General features: G+C 64.9%; 15 protein-coding genes and 1 pseudogene. 4 read left to right on the forward strand and 12 right to left on the reverse strand.

The genetic code is table 11. The features are described 5' to 3' along the window. The first annotated feature begins 37 nt into the window (after nucleotides 1-37). Nucleotides 38-760, forward strand: coding sequence for a VIT1/CCC1 transporter family protein (locus AUR_RS07915; protein WP_128397109.1), 723 nt, complete (start codon nucleotides 38-40; stop codon nucleotides 758-760). A gap of 21 nt (nucleotides 761-781) precedes the next feature. Here AUR_RS07915 and AUR_RS07920 read toward each other — a convergent pair whose 3' ends face one another. From AUR_RS07920 to AUR_RS07945, 6 genes are all read right to left on the reverse strand, one after another. Continuing rightward, nucleotides 782-2,068 carry an MFS transporter gene (locus AUR_RS07920; protein ID WP_062098289.1) on the reverse strand — a complete coding sequence of 429 codons (1,287 nt, stop codon included), beginning with the start codon at nucleotides 2,066-2,068 and terminating at the stop codon, nucleotides 782-784. 117 nt (nucleotides 2,069-2,185) lie between these two features. Continuing rightward, complete coding sequence (locus AUR_RS07925) at nucleotides 2,186-3,586, reverse strand: MBL fold metallo-hydrolase (RefSeq protein ID WP_021474171.1); 1,401 nt, start codon at nucleotides 3,584-3,586, stop codon at nucleotides 2,186-2,188. A gap of 186 nt (nucleotides 3,587-3,772) precedes the next feature. Next, entirely contained in the window at nucleotides 3,773-4,135 is a 363-nt protein-coding gene (locus tag AUR_RS07930; RefSeq protein WP_062098291.1) for a thioredoxin family protein, read from the reverse strand. A gap of 66 nt (nucleotides 4,136-4,201) precedes the next feature. After that, entirely contained in the window at nucleotides 4,202-4,504 is a 303-nt protein-coding gene (locus AUR_RS07935) for a rhodanese-like domain-containing protein (RefSeq protein ID WP_062099373.1), read from the reverse strand. Between the two features lie 104 nt (nucleotides 4,505-4,608). Next, complete coding sequence (locus AUR_RS07940) at nucleotides 4,609-5,508, reverse strand: sulfite exporter TauE/SafE family protein (protein WP_021474175.1); 900 nt, start codon at nucleotides 5,506-5,508, stop codon at nucleotides 4,609-4,611. Beyond that, a complete protein-coding gene (locus AUR_RS07945) occupies nucleotides 5,508-6,128 on the reverse strand; it encodes a rhodanese-like domain-containing protein (RefSeq protein ID WP_021474176.1) in 621 nt (206 codons plus the stop codon). The genes AUR_RS07940 and AUR_RS07945 overlap by 1 nt, the downstream gene beginning before the upstream one ends. Nucleotides 6,129-6,255: 127 nt before the next feature. Here AUR_RS07945 and AUR_RS07950 point away from each other — a divergent pair, with 127 nt between their 5' ends. After that, nucleotides 6,256-6,513, forward strand: a complete 258-nt coding sequence (locus tag AUR_RS07950) for a metal-sensitive transcriptional regulator (protein WP_062098293.1) — start codon at nucleotides 6,256-6,258, stop codon at nucleotides 6,511-6,513. 47 nt (nucleotides 6,514-6,560) lie between these two features. Then, nucleotides 6,561-6,976 (forward strand): annotated as a pseudogene (locus AUR_RS07955) (DUF302 domain-containing protein). Nucleotides 6,977-6,987: 11 nt separating this feature from the next. Here AUR_RS07955 and AUR_RS07960 read toward each other — a convergent pair. Beyond that, nucleotides 6,988-7,917 carry a threonine/serine dehydratase gene (locus AUR_RS07960; RefSeq protein ID WP_062098295.1) on the reverse strand — a complete coding sequence of 310 codons (930 nt, stop codon included), beginning with the start codon at nucleotides 7,915-7,917 and terminating at the stop codon, nucleotides 6,988-6,990. Between the two features lie 200 nt (nucleotides 7,918-8,117). Between AUR_RS07960 and AUR_RS07965 the strand changes: the two genes are divergently transcribed. Continuing rightward, entirely contained in the window at nucleotides 8,118-9,353 is a 1,236-nt protein-coding gene (locus AUR_RS07965; protein WP_062098297.1) for an FG-GAP repeat domain-containing protein, read from the forward strand. 229 nt (nucleotides 9,354-9,582) lie between these two features. Here the strand turns inward: AUR_RS07965 and AUR_RS07970 are convergent, their stop codons facing one another. The 5 genes from AUR_RS07970 to AUR_RS07990 are packed head-to-tail and all read right to left on the reverse strand — an operon-like array spanning nucleotide 9,583 to nucleotide 14,836. Beyond that, nucleotides 9,583-10,926, reverse strand: coding sequence for an NtaA/DmoA family FMN-dependent monooxygenase (locus AUR_RS07970; RefSeq protein WP_062098299.1), 1,344 nt, complete (start codon nucleotides 10,924-10,926; stop codon nucleotides 9,583-9,585). A 9-nt stretch (nucleotides 10,927-10,935) separates the two neighbouring features. Beyond that, entirely contained in the window at nucleotides 10,936-12,003 is a 1,068-nt protein-coding gene (locus AUR_RS07975; protein WP_062098301.1) for an LLM class flavin-dependent oxidoreductase, read from the reverse strand. 24 nt (nucleotides 12,004-12,027) lie between these two features. After that, nucleotides 12,028-13,002, reverse strand: coding sequence for an ABC transporter substrate-binding protein (locus tag AUR_RS07980; RefSeq protein ID WP_062098303.1), 975 nt, complete (start codon nucleotides 13,000-13,002; stop codon nucleotides 12,028-12,030). Nucleotides 13,003-13,013: 11 nt separating this feature from the next. Then, on the reverse strand, nucleotides 13,014-13,871 hold the full coding sequence (locus AUR_RS07985; RefSeq protein WP_021474185.1) for an amino acid ABC transporter ATP-binding protein: 858 nt from the start codon (nucleotides 13,869-13,871) through the stop codon (nucleotides 13,014-13,016). Then, nucleotides 13,868-14,836, reverse strand: a complete 969-nt coding sequence (locus AUR_RS07990) for an amino acid ABC transporter permease (protein ID WP_241650883.1) — start codon at nucleotides 14,834-14,836, stop codon at nucleotides 13,868-13,870. The genes AUR_RS07985 and AUR_RS07990 overlap by 4 nt, the downstream gene beginning before the upstream one ends. Between the last annotated feature and the right edge of the window lie 134 nt (nucleotides 14,837-14,970).

The following is a 14,970-nucleotide window of genomic DNA, read 5'->3' on the forward strand; positions in this document are numbered from 1 at the left end:
GTGGCCGGCAGTAGCCACCGGTGTTTTACTGTTCACTATGACTGAGTTGCTGAAGCAGCACCCCAACGAACCGCACAATGACAGCATCGCGGCACGCTTGAACTGGCTGCGCGCAGGCGTCCTCGGAGCCAACGACGGCATCGTGTCCGTGGCCGCCACGGTTGTGGGCGTCGCGGGTGTTACCAACGATGTCACCCCCATTCTGGTAGCCGGCACGGCCGCCGTCGTGGGCGGGGCCGTTTCCATGGCCCTTGGCGAGTACGTCTCCGTCAGCAGCCAAAGCGACAGCCAGCGGGCCTTGATTGAGAAGGAACGGAAGGAACTCCGTGACGATCCCGAAGGCGAACTGGCGGAGCTTGCCTCCATCTACCAGGCCAAGGGCCTCAGCGAAGCCACCGCGCGGACGGTAGCCCGCGAACTCACCGAGCATGATGCCTTGGGCGCCCACCTGGAGGCTGAACTGAAGATCGACGAGGCAGAGGTAGTCAATGCCTGGCATGCGGCCTTCGCCTCGGCAATTGCCTTCACCGTTGGCGTAGTGCTTCCGCTGCTGGCCATCCTCCTCCTGCCGGCCGAGGTCCGGATCCCGTTGACGTTTGTGGCCGTGGTGGTGGCTTTGGCCATCACCGGCACGGTCAGCGCCAGGATCGGTGGCAGCTCGAAGCGGAAGGCCACGTTGCGCTTGGTCATCGGCGGCGCCCTTGCCATGGCCTTCACCTACGCTGTTGGCCTGCTGCTGGGCACCACGGGGATAGCCTGACCTCGCCTCCAGGACCTGCCTCTAGGACGTCGATGCGTCCCGCAGATGGTCATTGTTGCGCATCCGCACGGCCACCACTGCGCCGGAAGCCGCGGTGATCGCTGCGACGACGGCGACTGCTGCGGGGATGCCGTAAAGGTCCGCGAGCACTCCTGACAGGAGGGCACCAACGGCGAACCCGCCGTCGCGCCATAACCGGTACACCCCTACGGAGCGCGCCCGCCAGATGGGGTGGGCAACGTCGCCGATGGCGGCCAACAGTGTTGGGTACACCAATGCGGTACCGAGGCCCAAAATAATGGCTGCGGCAAGCCAGGGTCCGAAGTCGTGGGCGAAGGCGAAGATTCCCAAGGCCACGGACTGAACCAGCATGCCGGCCGTAATGAACCATTTGCGGCCGCCGCGGTCTGAAGCCGCACCGGTGACCAGTTGTGCCAAACCCCAGGCGGCCGGGTAAGCGGCGGCCAGGATGCCAATTTGCCCAAGGTTCAGCCCGGCGCCAGCGAACAGGACGGGGAAGAGACCCCAGGCCAAGCCGTCGTTGAGGTTGTTCACCAGTCCGGCCTGGCTGGCTGCGGACAGGGAGCGGTCCTTGAAACTGGTCAGGGTAAACACCTGCCCGGTGGTCAGGCTGCCGTGGGCCCGTGATTGAGTAGCGACGTGACGGGCAGCTTCCGTTTTTACGTGGTGGTGGGTTTCCTTCACGGCGAGCACCGTCAGGCCCAGGCCCAGGGCGATGAAGGCGGCCCCGAGCAGGAAGGGGGCTGGACGCAGGCCGTAGGCGGTGGCCAGATAGCCTGTGGCGAGTGCAGTGCCGGCCACGCCGAGGTAGCCTGCGGCCTCGTTGAAGCCCATGGCCAGTCCACGCTGCTTGGAGCCCACCAGGTCCATTTTCATGATGACGGCGGTGGACCAGGTGAGCCCTTGGCTGATGCCCAGCAGCACGTTGGCCGCTACGATCCAGGACCAGGACGGGCCGGCAATGAGAAGAATCGGAACGGGGACCGCCACCAGCCAGCCGGCGACGAGGACAGGTCTGCGGCCATACCTGTCAGAGAGCGTGCCGGCAAAGTAGTTCGTTACGGCCTTGGACAAGCCGAAGGCCAGGATGTAGGTCAGCCCGCCGGTGTACTGGTCCAGGTGGAATTCCTGTGCGGCGAGAAGGGGCAGCACGGTGCGTTCCTGGCCCAAGGTCCCGCCTACGAGGGCATTGACGGCCACCAGCAACATGAACTGCGGCAAGTTCTCCCGTAAGCCCAGTACGGTTCGTGGAGAGGGCGCATCGTACTTTGGGATGTCGCTGGCCATGCGCGGGGTGCTCCAAATCCGGTGTGCGGGCAAAGGGTGCCCGGGCACGCTTGGGGGAAGCGTACCCGGGCGGGGCCCGGACAGGAGGGGGGACCTGCCCGGGCGGCTTGGGGGTGGTTAGACGGCGGGGACGCTGTTCTTCCAGGAGTTCCAGGCTGCGTAGCTGCCGTCGAGTTCGACGACGTCGTACCCGGCACGGCGCAGGGCGCTGGCGGCGACGGAGTTCCGGACGCCGGACTGGCAGTAGCTGACGATCGTGCCGTTGGCGGGCAGTTCGTCCAGGTGCCACATGACACGGCCGCCGCTGAGCTGGTACGAGCCCGGGACGTGCCCGGCGGCGTACTCAGTCTTGTTGCGGACGTCCAGGACCATGGCAGCGTCGAAACCTTCGAGTTCCTCAGGCTGGATCAGCTTCGGGGTGGTGGTGGGCAGCCCGTCAATGCTGGTGAGGTAGCCCGCCACGTTGTCGATGCCCACGCGTACCAAGTGGTCCCACAGGTCCATCGCCTGCTCCTGGTCTGCGGCGAGGAGCACCAGCGGGTTCTTGTCAGTTTCCGGGTTCACCACCCAGGCACCGTAGCTGGCCACGGACTTGCCGGCAGGGACATTCAGCGATCGGGCCACGGTTCCCTCGTGGACTTCGCCGTTGGAACGGGTGTCGATGAAGGTCAAGGTGTCCTCGGCCAGGCCTGCTGCGACGGTCCCGGTGGAGAGCTCCGGCAGTGGGGTGCGTTCACCCATGACCACAGGGCCTTCACGGTTTTCGCGCTTCATGCGGCCGAAGTAGGCGTGTGCGTCGGGTTGGCCGTCGAGGAGTTCGTCGATGAAGCCCTGCTCGTCGTCGGCTGCCAGGTAGGGACCCCACCAGGCGTAGAGCCGTTCGTAACCAACCGTGGAGGACGGGATGGCCCCGAGTGCTTTGCCGCAGGCGCTTCCGGCGCCGTGCGCGGGGTGGACCTGAACGTAGTCCGGCAGAGTCAGGAACTTATCGCGCAGGCTGGCGAAGAGCTGCTTGGCGCCCTCGAAGCGGGTGTCAACGCCGCCGGCTGCTTCATCCAGCAGGTCCGGCCGGCCCAGGTCTCCGGAGAAGACGAAGTCACCGGAGAGCAGGTAACCGGGCTGGTCGCTGAACGCGCCGTCGGTGACCAGGAAGGACAGGTGCTCCGGGGTGTGCCCGGGGGTGTGCACGGCCTTGATGCTGATGTTGCCCAGGGTGATGGTGTCCCCGTCGTAGAGCCGTTCACCGTCGAACTGGTACTGCCAGTCCGGGCCGCCTTCGCCGGAGACATAGATCTTTGCTCCGGTGGCGGCAGCCAGCTCGCGGGTGCCGGAGAGGTAATCGGCGTGGATGTGGGTCTCGGTGACTGCCACGATCTTCATGCCGTTCTTCGCGGCCAGGTCCTGGTAAACGGCGATGTCGCGGCGACCGTCCACGACGATCGCTTCGCCTTTGGCCTGGCAGCCGATCAGGTAGCTGGCCTGGGCAAGGTCTTCGTCATAAATGCGCTCGATAAGCATGGGGTGCTCTCCTTCAAGTGAAAGGGGATGTTGGGGCCTACATTCAGTACAGATACCCCCTGGGGTATCTAGCAACCGCGCTGCGGTCGGGGTTTTTCCTGCAGGAGGGCCCTGGCGCCAGGCGCAGGAGGCCTGGCGCTTCGTTGGGTTTGGCAGGTGCCGGCGGCCGGTTTTCCGGAACCTGGATCAGGCGTGCTGACGGCCGGCTTCGGCGCGGGCTTTGTCCATGTCCAGGTTCTTCACGGCCTGGATGACTTCCTCGAGTCCCGTCGCGTTGAGGGCGCCCGGCTGGGAGAAGACGAGGGTTTTGTCCTTGAAAGCCATGAGGGTGGGGATGGACGTGATGTTTGCCGCGGCGGCGAGGGCCTGTTCGGCTTCTGTGTCTACCTTGGCGAAGGTGATGTCCGGGTGGCGTCCGGCGGCGGCGCCGTAGGTGGGGGCAAACATGCGGCACGGGCCGCACCAGGCTGCCCAAAAGTCAACGAAGACGATCTCGCTGCTCTCCAGGGCTTGGGCAAATGTGTGTTGGGTGATGTCAATGGTGGCCATGGCCTGGTGTCCCTTCGGGAGGTTTGGTTGCGCCCGGTTGGCTGGTGCCGCTGCCGGGTCAGGGGTTTAGGTGGTGGGAAGTCCTGCGCGGGTCCAGGCGCTCATGCCGCCTGCCATGGTGTCTGCTTTGTAACCGGCGCCGTTGAGGGCATTGGCGACGGCGGCGCTGCGGTTGCCGCTGCGGCAAACGGCGATCACGGGGACGGCAGGGTCAAGCTCGCCCAGGCGGGCCTGCAACTGCCCCATGGGAATGTGCAGGGCGCCGGGGATCATGCCCTCGGTGACTTCGAAGTCCTCGCGGACGTCGAGGATCCGGGCACTGGCGCGGCGCTGCTCGGCTTCGGTGATGGTGATTTCTCCAGAGCCCAGGAGTTCCTCGGCCTGGGCCACGGAAATGGTTTGGTAGGGCTTGCTGAAGGCCTTCTTGAGGGAATCGAAAAGTCCCATGGCAATTCCTTTCTGTGGTGCCCGGGTCAGACGGGCGACGGGACATCGGTACTGCGGCGGCCGCGGTTCCGGAGCGGGCAGGAGCTCACGAAGAACCAACAGATGCCTGCGGTTACCGCGGTGAGCCCCGCGACACCGGCGGCGATGGGCCACTGCATTCCGGCGGGGGCCTGCTGGATCAGGACGAAGGTACCCATGGCCAGGACGAACCAGCCGAAAGCCTTGCGCAGGGCCGTCTCCGGGATGCGCCCGGCGAGTTTGGCGCCGATCAATGAGCCCACGATGGCCGCGACGGTCACCCCGAGGGTGATGCCCCAGTCCAGCTGGACGGTAGTGAGGTAGCCCGCGAGGCCTGCAAAGGACTTCATGGCAATGACCACCAGGGACGTTCCCACGGCCACCGCCATCGGCAGGCCACCCAGCAGCGCCAGCGCCGGCACCACGAGGAAACCGCCGCCCGCGCCGACCAGGCCGGTCACGAGACCGACGACGGCGCCGTCCAGCAGCACCCTGCCAAGGGGCAACTCGTGCTTGACAGGCGCCGCTCCGCCGTCGTTCTTTTTCTTCCGCCCACGCAGCATGGCCAGCGAGGTGGCCACCATCATGATGGCGAAGGCGATGAGCAGTATCTGGCCGGGGATGTGACCGCCGAGGAGGCCGCCAACAAACGCACCCGCCATGCCGGCGGCACCGAAGATCAGTCCGGTCCGCCACATCACCCTGCCCTTGCGGGCGTGGCTGATCACGCTGACCACCGAAGTAACGCCGACGACGAACAGGGACGCCGCGATGGCTTCCTTGGCCTCGAATCCCGCCACGTAGACCAGGATTGGCACGGTCAGGATCGACCCGCCACCGCCCAGGACTCCCAGCGAGAGCCCGATGACCACCGACAGGGCCAGGACCAGGAGCAGGGTGAGGCTCATCAGGCTGCGGCTTCCGTGCTCTTGCTGCCGGCGGCGGGCAGGGCCAGGATGGCGCTTTCGCGGGTGGGCTCCTTGGCGGCCTTGTTCCACGGCATCGCGGAGATGGCCTTGCCCATGGCGCAGGTGTTGGTCGCAGCAGAGAAGGTCAGCCCGGTGCCGATAACGCCCGCGAGGGTCCGGATCTTGGGAGAAATGAACTTACCGCCGGCCAGGCCCAGCACCACCAGGGAGCCGGCCACCAGGCGCACCTGGCGTTCAAGGTCCCAGCGGTCCTTGCCCTTGACCACGTCGCCGCCGGCCGCGGCGTACCCCGGAGCCCCGCCCGTGAGGACGTACGCGGTGTCAATCCCGGACTTGGCAAGGCGCTGGCGGGCCTGCTCGGCGCGGACGCCGGACTGGCAGACCAAAACCACCCGGGAGCCAAGCCGGGCGGCGAGCTCGTCGGTGTGCTCGGACAGCAGCGACAGAGGCACGTTGTAGGAGCCGCGGATGTGCATGGACTCAAATTCGGCAGCGGAGCGGACGTCGATGACCACGAGGTCCTGATGCTCCTTGATCCAGGACTGCAGCGCCTCAGGAGCAAGGGCGGTAACAGCGGATGCCGTGGAAGGGGAAGTCATGAATGGCCTCTCGATTCGAGTGAACAGGTGAATACCCCACCGAGTATTACAGATACCCCCTGGGGTAGTCAAAACACCCTAGGGGGTATAGGCTGGGTCCAAGAAACCGCATTACTTTGGAGTACCCATGGAACTGAATCCCACCGAACTGACCCCCGTCATCAACCGGCTCAAGCGCGCCCAAGGCCAGCTCGCGGCCGTCACCCGGATGCTCGAAGAAGGCCGGGACTGCAAGGACGTCGTCACCCAACTGGCGGCAGTATCCAAGGCATTGGACCGCGCGGGCTTCGCCATCATCGCCACCGGATTGGAGCAGTGCATCGTCCAAAAGGACGCAAGCATGGACACCAAGGACCTGGAGAAACTCTTCCTCTCCCTGGCCTGAACCCTTCCTTCCGACAATCCCCTGCCCGGCCCTACCCAAGGAGAACCATGACGTACACCCTCGCCGCGACCGTTGCCCTCCCCTGGTCTGATGTTGTCGAGAAGACCCGGACGCCCTGGCTGAGCAGGGCTTCGGAATCCTGACCGAAATCGACGTCCGCGCCACCTTCGAGAAGAAGCTCGGAGCCGAAGCCGCCGACGCCGTCGGAGACTATGTCATTCTCGGCGCCTGCAACCCCGCCCTGGCCAGCCGCGCCCTCGCGGCAGAGCCTCAGATGGGGGCATTGCTCCCATGCAACGTCGTGGTGCGCCGCGCCAAGGATGCAGACACCACCACGGTCGAGGCCATCGACCCGCAAACCATGGTCCAACTCAGCGACGCCCCATCGGTCAAGGAAGTGGCTGACGACGCCGGCACCCGCCTCCGTCAAGCACTCGCGGACCTCAGCGAAGCGGCCAACTAAGAGAGACCGGGCTAGAAATGCGCCGGATCCGTGTTCGCTCCGCACAGCACGACGACGACCTTCTCACCAGCGCTCGGGGCATAAGCCCCGGAGAGCAGGGCCGCGTACGCAGCCGCGGCCCCATGCTCAACGACGATTCGATGCCCTTCCCATAGCCTGCGGCGGGCCTCAATGATGGCCTGGTCAGTGACCAGCACGCTCTGCACGCCCGTCCTGCGGGCAACCCCGAAGCCGATCTCCCCCAGCCTGCGGGCACCCAGGGAATCGGCTGCAATGCCTGAAACCGGTACGTCCACGGGCTCGCCGTGTGCCAATGCGCTATGGAGTGTAGGCACTGTTTCCGGCTCAACTCCTACAACCCGGGCCCGCCCCTCGGTAGCGGCCGCTATGCCACCCATCAACCCGCCGCCGCCGACAGCGACGAGGATGGTGTCGACGTCGGGCAGTTGCTCCATCACTTCAAGGCCCACACCACCGGCGCCCGCCACAATCTCCGGCTGGTCATAGGCATGGCAGTAAACGGCGCCGCTTTCTGCAGCGAAGGCGACCGCCGCAGCATAAGCCTCGGCATATTCGGATCCGCCTTGAACCACCCTTGCTCCGATTGCGTACAGCTTGTGGACCTTGTTGGCGGGAGCGGACTCCGGGACGAACACCGTGGCGGGAACACCCAACTTCGCAGCGGCGTAGGCATTTGCCAGGCCCGCATTGCCGCCGGAGGCAACAACCACCCCGACCTCGGGGTTGAGCTCCCCGTTCTCCCGGGCAGTGAGCAGCCTGTTGAAAGCACCACGGGCCTTGAACGAACCCGTGTGCTGCATGTACTCACACTTAAACCACAGCGGGTACGTCCCTTCATTGCCGCTCGCCGCCATCGGGGTGTGGCGGACCCAAGCGGCCGTCCGGGAATACGCTTCCTCAACCTGTTCGCGAGTGACCATCCGACTGCCCCTTTCGTTGGGTCTCATCCTACGATCGGGACCGCGGGCATCGCGGATGCGGCCCTCCAGTTATTCATCAGTCCACGCAATATTCGGCGGAGTCCCCGCCCAGAGGTAAGGAACCTGCCCAAGATCCCCGCGAGTGAGGTAGCCTCAGCAGAGACCCACGCACTATCGATGCTGGCTTCCGGGGGGAAACAATGGGGATCTTTGGCACGCGCAAGGCAGCATACGCAGCAACGGCACTGGCGGTAGGTGTGGCCCTGATGGGTGCGCCCCCAGCGACGGCAGCACCGGAAGTAACGTCCGCACCTGACGTTCAGACCCCTTCAGTTGGCCCCACGGCAGTCATCGACGGAGTCCCCTACGTCGGCGCGGAGCTGCGGAAGCAATACGACTACGACTATGCGGGCTGCAAGAACCCGGACGGCACCACCCCCAACGGGTACAGGGCGGAGTGGCTCCAGGACGGGGTACCCCTACCGCCCGAACGTCAGGGCGAAGTCCTTCAGCTCACCCCGGCGGACTTCGGTCACCGGATTTCGCTCAGGGTCCACCCTTCAACGCCCGAAGAACCCAATTGCCCTGATGCCACGCGGGTGAGCCCTGGCACGGCACCGGTCAAGGCATCCTCGAGGGCCATGGGTTGGACGGGACGCGGGAACTTCGAACCCCTCGGGCGCACGGCGGATGGCAGGTTGATCCTCTACCCCCGGACGTATACGTACGTTCCCGGCAGTTGCGAGGGTGCCTGCCCGCGGTACTTCGGAGAGTGGGACGAACCCCGCCAGACAGGCCAGGGCTGGGACGCTATGGGAATCGTGTTCTCGCCGGGTGACTTTGACGGCGACGGCTACAACGACCTCCTCGCAACCGACGCCGCAGGCAACCTGTATCTCTACCCGGGCGATGGCAACGGGGGCTGGCTTGACCGCCGCCAGGTTGGTCAAGGCTGGAACACCTTCGACTCGATTGTTGGTCCTGGAGATTTTGACGGGGACGGTTACAACGACGTCCTGGCCCGCGATGCTGCCGGCGACCTTTATCTTTACCCCGGCGACGGAGCCGGCGGCTGGAAACCCCGCAGCAAGGTGGGCCAAGGCTGGCAGATCATGGACAAGATCATCACCGGCGGTGACATGAACGGGGACGGTCCCGTGGAGGTCTTCGCCCGGGACCGCAATGGATACCTCTCCATCTACCGGGCCGACGGCACGGGTGGCTGGGAGTCCTCGGCCATGCTCAGCGGCGGTTGGGGTGCCTTTTCCGATATTGCAGGGCTGGGCAGTTTCGGACACCAGCAGTACAACAACTTGTTCGCTGTCAACGGCAACGGGGATCTCATGACCTACTCCACCGGCGCATCAACCGGGGTCCTCTGGGGGCCTTACGGCCCGGTCGGGGCAGGGTGGAACGTGTTCCGCGAACTCCTCTGAGCGACCCGAACTCCTCTCAGCGAGCCGAACTCCTCTCAGCGAGCCGAACGAGCCAAGGGAAGCTACAGGAGCTGCTCCCACACGGCCAGTTCCAGCCGAACGGTGCCCTGTGAGGAGGCCGCACAATTTTGCTGGATCATTCGGGCATCCGCCGGGGCAACACCGCGCCAATAACCGGTTCCGCCCAGACGCCCGAAGAATGATCCAGCAAAATCAAGCAGGCGCTTCATCAGACGCTCACCTGCTGGCTCAAACGAACCGGCGTTTCCAACCCAAGGTTCTCCCGCAGGGTGCTGCCGCGGTACTCCGTGGGGTAGACGCCGCGTTCCTGGAGCTCCGGGACCAGGTGGTTCACGATGTCATCCAGGCCGGTGGGGATGAGCCAGGGGGAGATATTGAAACCGTCCACCGCTCCAACCCGCGCGTATTGGGCCAGGTGATCGGCCACCGCGTTGTACGAGCCGGTAAAGGTGGAGTCGATCCGAGCCGTCCTGGACGTGACGAACTGGCGGATGGATAGGCCCTTGTCCTTGGCTTCCGCACGCCACTGATCCGCCAACTGGCGGGCCTTGGCGCCATGGAAGCCGCTGCCGCGGGTTTCCGAGGTCTCTTCCACCACGGGATCAATGTCAGGCAGCGGGCCGTCCGGATCGTACGCGGAAAGCTCACGTCCCCAGAACTGTTCCAGATAGGCAATGGCCTGCTGCGGACCGATCTGGAGGCTCCGCACCCAGTCCTTCTTCTCCCGTGCCTCCTGGTCTGTAGCGGCGAGGATGAACTCGCTGGCCGGCATGATCCGGACCGCGTTGGCGCCGCGGCCGGCAGCCACTGAACGGGAAACAATGTCCCGGCGGAATTCCACGGCATCGTCGAATCTAGGGTGCGCAGAGAAGATCACGTCTGCTTGGCGTGCAGCGAAATCGCGGCCCTCGGGTGAATCACCGGCTTGGAAGAGCACGGGACGGTACTGCGGACTACGGGGCAACCGCGGTGTGACGTCCACAGTGTAGTGCTGCCCCTGGTGAAGGACACGGTGCGCGGGACCGGACGGCGTCTCCCACGAATCCCAGATGCGTTTGGCGGTCTCCACGAACGCTTCGGCATGCCTGTACCGGTCCGCGTGGTCCAGGTATCCGCCCCGGCGGAAGTTGGCGCCCGTCCAGGCGTTGTCCGTCGTGACGACGTTCCACGCAGCGCGGCCCCCGGAGATCAGGTCCAGCGAGGACAGCCTGTGCGCCAGGTCTGCGGGATCGTTGTAGGTGGTGTTCTGTGTGGCAACCAGGCCGATGTTCGTGGTCACCGAAGCCAACGCCGCGAGCATGGTCTGCGCATCCGGCCGGCCCACCACATCGAGGGCGTGCGGACGCCCCAAGTGCTCCCGCAGCCGCAGGCCTTCCCCAAGGAAGAACGCCGCGAACTTTCCCCGTTCGGCGGTCTGAACGATCCTGCGGAAGGATTCGAAATCGGTCTGCGAACCGGATTCGGCGGCCTTCCAGATCGTGCCGGAGTTGACGCCTTGGAAAAAGATGCCGAACTGGATCCGGCCGCTGGGCTTGAAGATATCCCGTGTCATGCTGTTCCCTTACTTTCCGGCAGCGGCGCTGGCGGTGGTTGAGGTCGAGTAGCGGTTTGCGGGCCGTTCCAAGCCCAGCAACCCGCGGAAGGTGCCGTCCTGGACCGGAGCACGCAGCGAACCCCGGTGGCGGAGTTCCGGCAGGACCAGCCGGGAGAGTTCATCGAGTTCCCGCGCCAGGTCGCCCGGGTGCAGCCGAACGCCGTCGGCCTCCAACAGCAGTCCGTGAAGGTACCCGGTGAGTTCCGCGGCGGTGCCTGCAAATTGCGCGCGGCCGGTTTCCGGCACTGCCCGCGCAGCAGCCGGCTCACCGCGGGAATCAAGGACGACGCCGAGTTCGGCCACCACAGCCACCGCCCCAAGGCGTTCCCGCGCGTCGCGAACCCCGGCCACCAGCAGTTCGGACGTGGGAGCCGTGACCAGCACTGCGTCAACAGATTCCACCGGAACACCGCCGCCAACCAGCGACGCCGATGCCAGCACGGGAAGCTGGCCCTGCAGCGGCCTGGGGATGATGGAGGGGCCCTTGACGGAATACGGTGTGCCCGCGAAATCGGCCGGGGTTTCGAAGTCCACGTAGTGCAGCTTGTCGACGTCGATGTAGCGTCCGGTGGCAACGTCCCTGATCACCGCGTCGTCTTCCCAGGAGTCCCAGAGACGGCGCCCGACCTCAATGGACGCAGCGGCCTCGTGGACCAGCGCGTTGCCTCTGACTGCGGAACGCCCGACGGCGGCAGCGGCCGCGGGTGACTCGGCTGCGGTGACGATCCATCCGGCACGGCCGCCGGAGACGTAGTCCAAGCTCGCGAGCTGAGTGGCGATGTGGAACGGCTCGGTGTAAACGGTGTCCACTTCCGGGGCCAGTGCGATGGTCCGCGTGACAGGCCCTGCGTAGGCGGCACGCTGCAGGGCGTTCGTCCGGCCCGGCTCCGGAGCGTCCTTGAAGGTTGCCACATGGAATCCGGCCGCCTCGACGGCGAGGACCGCCCCGGCAAGGCTGCCGAACGCGCCTCCGTCCCAGCCGGCGCCGTCAAGCTCTATGGCCAGGAAACCGGCCTTGTTATCTTGGGTACTCACTTCTGGTCCTGACGTTCGTAGGGTCTATTTGCCGAAGCTTGTTTCCGAGACGGTTTTGGACTCCGGCACTGCTTCTTCGGAGAGGCCCCAGCGTTCCAGGACCTTCGCGTAGGAGCCGTCCTTGATGGTGGAGTTCAAGGCGTCGGTGATGGCGGGCGCCAAGCCGTTGCCCTTCAACGTCGTCGCGGCAACCAGGGTTTCGGACGGCCAGCCGGCGTTGACCTTGCCCACCAGTTTGAGGTCGTCCCGGGTGTTCTCGCGGTAGGTCACGGACGGGTAAGGGGCGAGGTTCAGGTCGGTGCGTCCTGAGGAGAGCGCAAGGATGGTGTCTGCGTCCGAGGAGTAGTACTGCAGGGTGGCAGGGGCTTTGCCCTTCTCCTCGAGTTCCTTGTTCCAGGCCAGGAGGATCTTTTCCTGGTTGGTGCCCGGGCCCACGGAAACCTTCAAGCCGGAAATGTCGTCGGCACCCTTGATGTCGTAGCTGGCGCTCTTCTTCGCTTCGAAGCCCATGTAAGCGGCCCTGTATGTGGAGAAGTCGAACAGCTTCACCCGGGCGGCGTTGATGCCCACGTTGGAGAAGACGGCTTCGAAATCGCCGGACTGGGTCTTGAGCGGCCAGTTCTCCCACGATGTCACCTGCAGGTCCAGCTCGAGTCCCAGTTTGTCTGCCACCAGCTGTGCGAGATCGATCTCCACGCCGATCGGGGTCTTGTCGTCCGTGGCGTGGAAGGACAACGGGACGGACCCCGCGGTTGTGGCAACCGTCAGCTTGCCGTCCTTGGAAATGGCTGCCGGGACGGTGGCCGCGGCGGTGGCATCTTTCTCAACGCGGATGCGGTTCTGCTCCACTGAGGTGTTGTAGACGACGCCGTTCTTGGCGGTTTCGGATTCGGGCTTGGCTGCCGACGCTCCAGGATCGGAGCACCCGGCGAGCGCCGGAAGTACGACGGCGGGGAGGACGGCGAGTGCCAGGAATTTGGCTGTGGTGGTGCGAAGCATTGGGGAGATTCCTAGATGTTGAAGGCGGGTTCGATGACTTTGGAGAAGAAACTGCGGGTGCGTTCTTCGCGTGGGTTGCTGAAGATGTCCTGCGGGGCGCCGGACTCGATGATCCGGCCTTGGTCAATGAACACCACGGTGTCCGCTACGTCCCGGGCGAATCCCATCTCGTGCGTGACCACGATCAACGTGGTGCCGGACGTGGCCAGTTCGCGGATGACGTCCAGGACCTCGTTGACGAGTTCGGGGTCCAATGCGGAGGTGGGCTCGTCGAAGAGCAGGATCTTCGGTTCGAGCGCGAGCGCCCGGGCGATCGCAACACGCTGCTGCTGGCCTCCGGAAAGCTGGCGGGGATACGCGTCGGCCCTGTCCTTCAAACCCACACGGTCCAGGAGTTCCAGCCCGCGCTTCCGGGCCTCGGCTTTGGAGCGCTTCTGTGCCACGATCGGCGCTTCGGCCACGTTTTCCAAGGCCGTGAGGTGGGGAAACAGGTTGAAGTTCTGGAACACCATGCCAACGTTGGTGCGTTGTTTGAGGATGTCCTTCCCGCGCAGCTCGTGCAGCTTGTTCCCCCGGGCCTGGTAGCCCACCAATTCACCGTCGATGGTGATGAAGCCGCCGTCAACCTTTTCCAAGTGGTTGATGGTCCGCAGCAGCGTGGACTTACCGGAGCCGGACGGGCCGACGATCACTGTCACTCCGCCAGGCGGCACGGACAGTGAAACACCCTGGAGCACTTCGGTGTTGCCGAAGGACTTCCGAATGTTGTGGATGTCCACCTGTCCTTTGGTGGCCACCGTGCTGGCCGGGCCGGCAGCGGCAGGTGTTGCCGCCGTCGTCGATTCTTTGCGTGCGGTGATGATGCTCATCGGGCGTCCTTGCTGGGAGAGGCGGGAGCGTGGCTGGCGAAGAACTTGCGGGCCTTTTGCAGCGGCGTGAGCGGCAGGTTCCGCAGTGCGCCCTTGGAGAAGTGCCGTTCCACGTAGTACTGGAAGATGCTGAGCACGGAAGTAATCACCACGTACCAGAGCGTTGCCACAAGGAGCAGGGGCAGCACCTGTTGGGTCCGGTTGTAGATCACCTGCACCGTGTAGAACAGCTCGGAGTAGGCCAGGACGTAGACGATCGACGTTCCCTTGACCAGGCCGATGATCTCGTTGAAGGCCGTGGGCAGGATGGCCCGCATTGCCTGCGGGAGGACGATCCTGGTGGAACGCTTCCAGGCCGGGATGCCCAAGGCGGCTGCGGCTTCCAGTTGGCCTTGGTCGACGGACAGGATGCCGCCGCGGATGATTTCGGCGGAGTAGGCCGCCTGGTTCAGGGTGAGGCCTAGGACGGCTGCCGCGAACTGGCTGACCAACGTGGTGGTCTGGGCTTCGAAGAAGCGGACATCCGTGAACGGGATGCCCAGGCTGATCTTCTCGTAGAGGTAGCCGAGGTTGTACCAAAGGAGTAGCTGGACCAGGAGCGGAGTGGATCGGAAGATCCAGGAGAACGTCCAGGATACGGAGACCAGCAGCGGTGAGGATGAGAGGCGCATCAAGGCGAGGATGAACCCGAGAACGAAGCCAAGGATGCCGGAGATGGCGGTCAGCTTGAGGGTTTCCACCAACCCTGCCACCACGGACTGGGCAGTGAACCATTGGGCAACCACTCCCCATTCCCAGCGCGGGTTGGTCAGCAGGGACCACGCTATGGCGGTGACGCCCAGGGCGACCGCCACGGTGCCCACCCAGCGCCACGGATGCTTTGCCGGGACCAGCTTGTAGTCGGAGTAGTCGACGGCGGGCCGAAGGGCCTCGTCCGCCGTGGCGGGCGGTGCGGCTGCACTCATGCGCCACCTCATTTCAGTTGGGATTTGCCTATCGGATTGCTGCAAATCTAGGGGCGGAATTTATCCACCGGCAATTCGGATTTTTGTACTTCTTCACGGGACTTATTGCGGCTTCAAAAGGCTTCTTTCGGCGT

The sequence above is a fragment of the Paenarthrobacter ureafaciens genome (assembly GCF_004028095.1).
Lineage (GTDB): Bacteria > Actinomycetota > Actinomycetes > Actinomycetales > Micrococcaceae > Arthrobacter > Arthrobacter ureafaciens.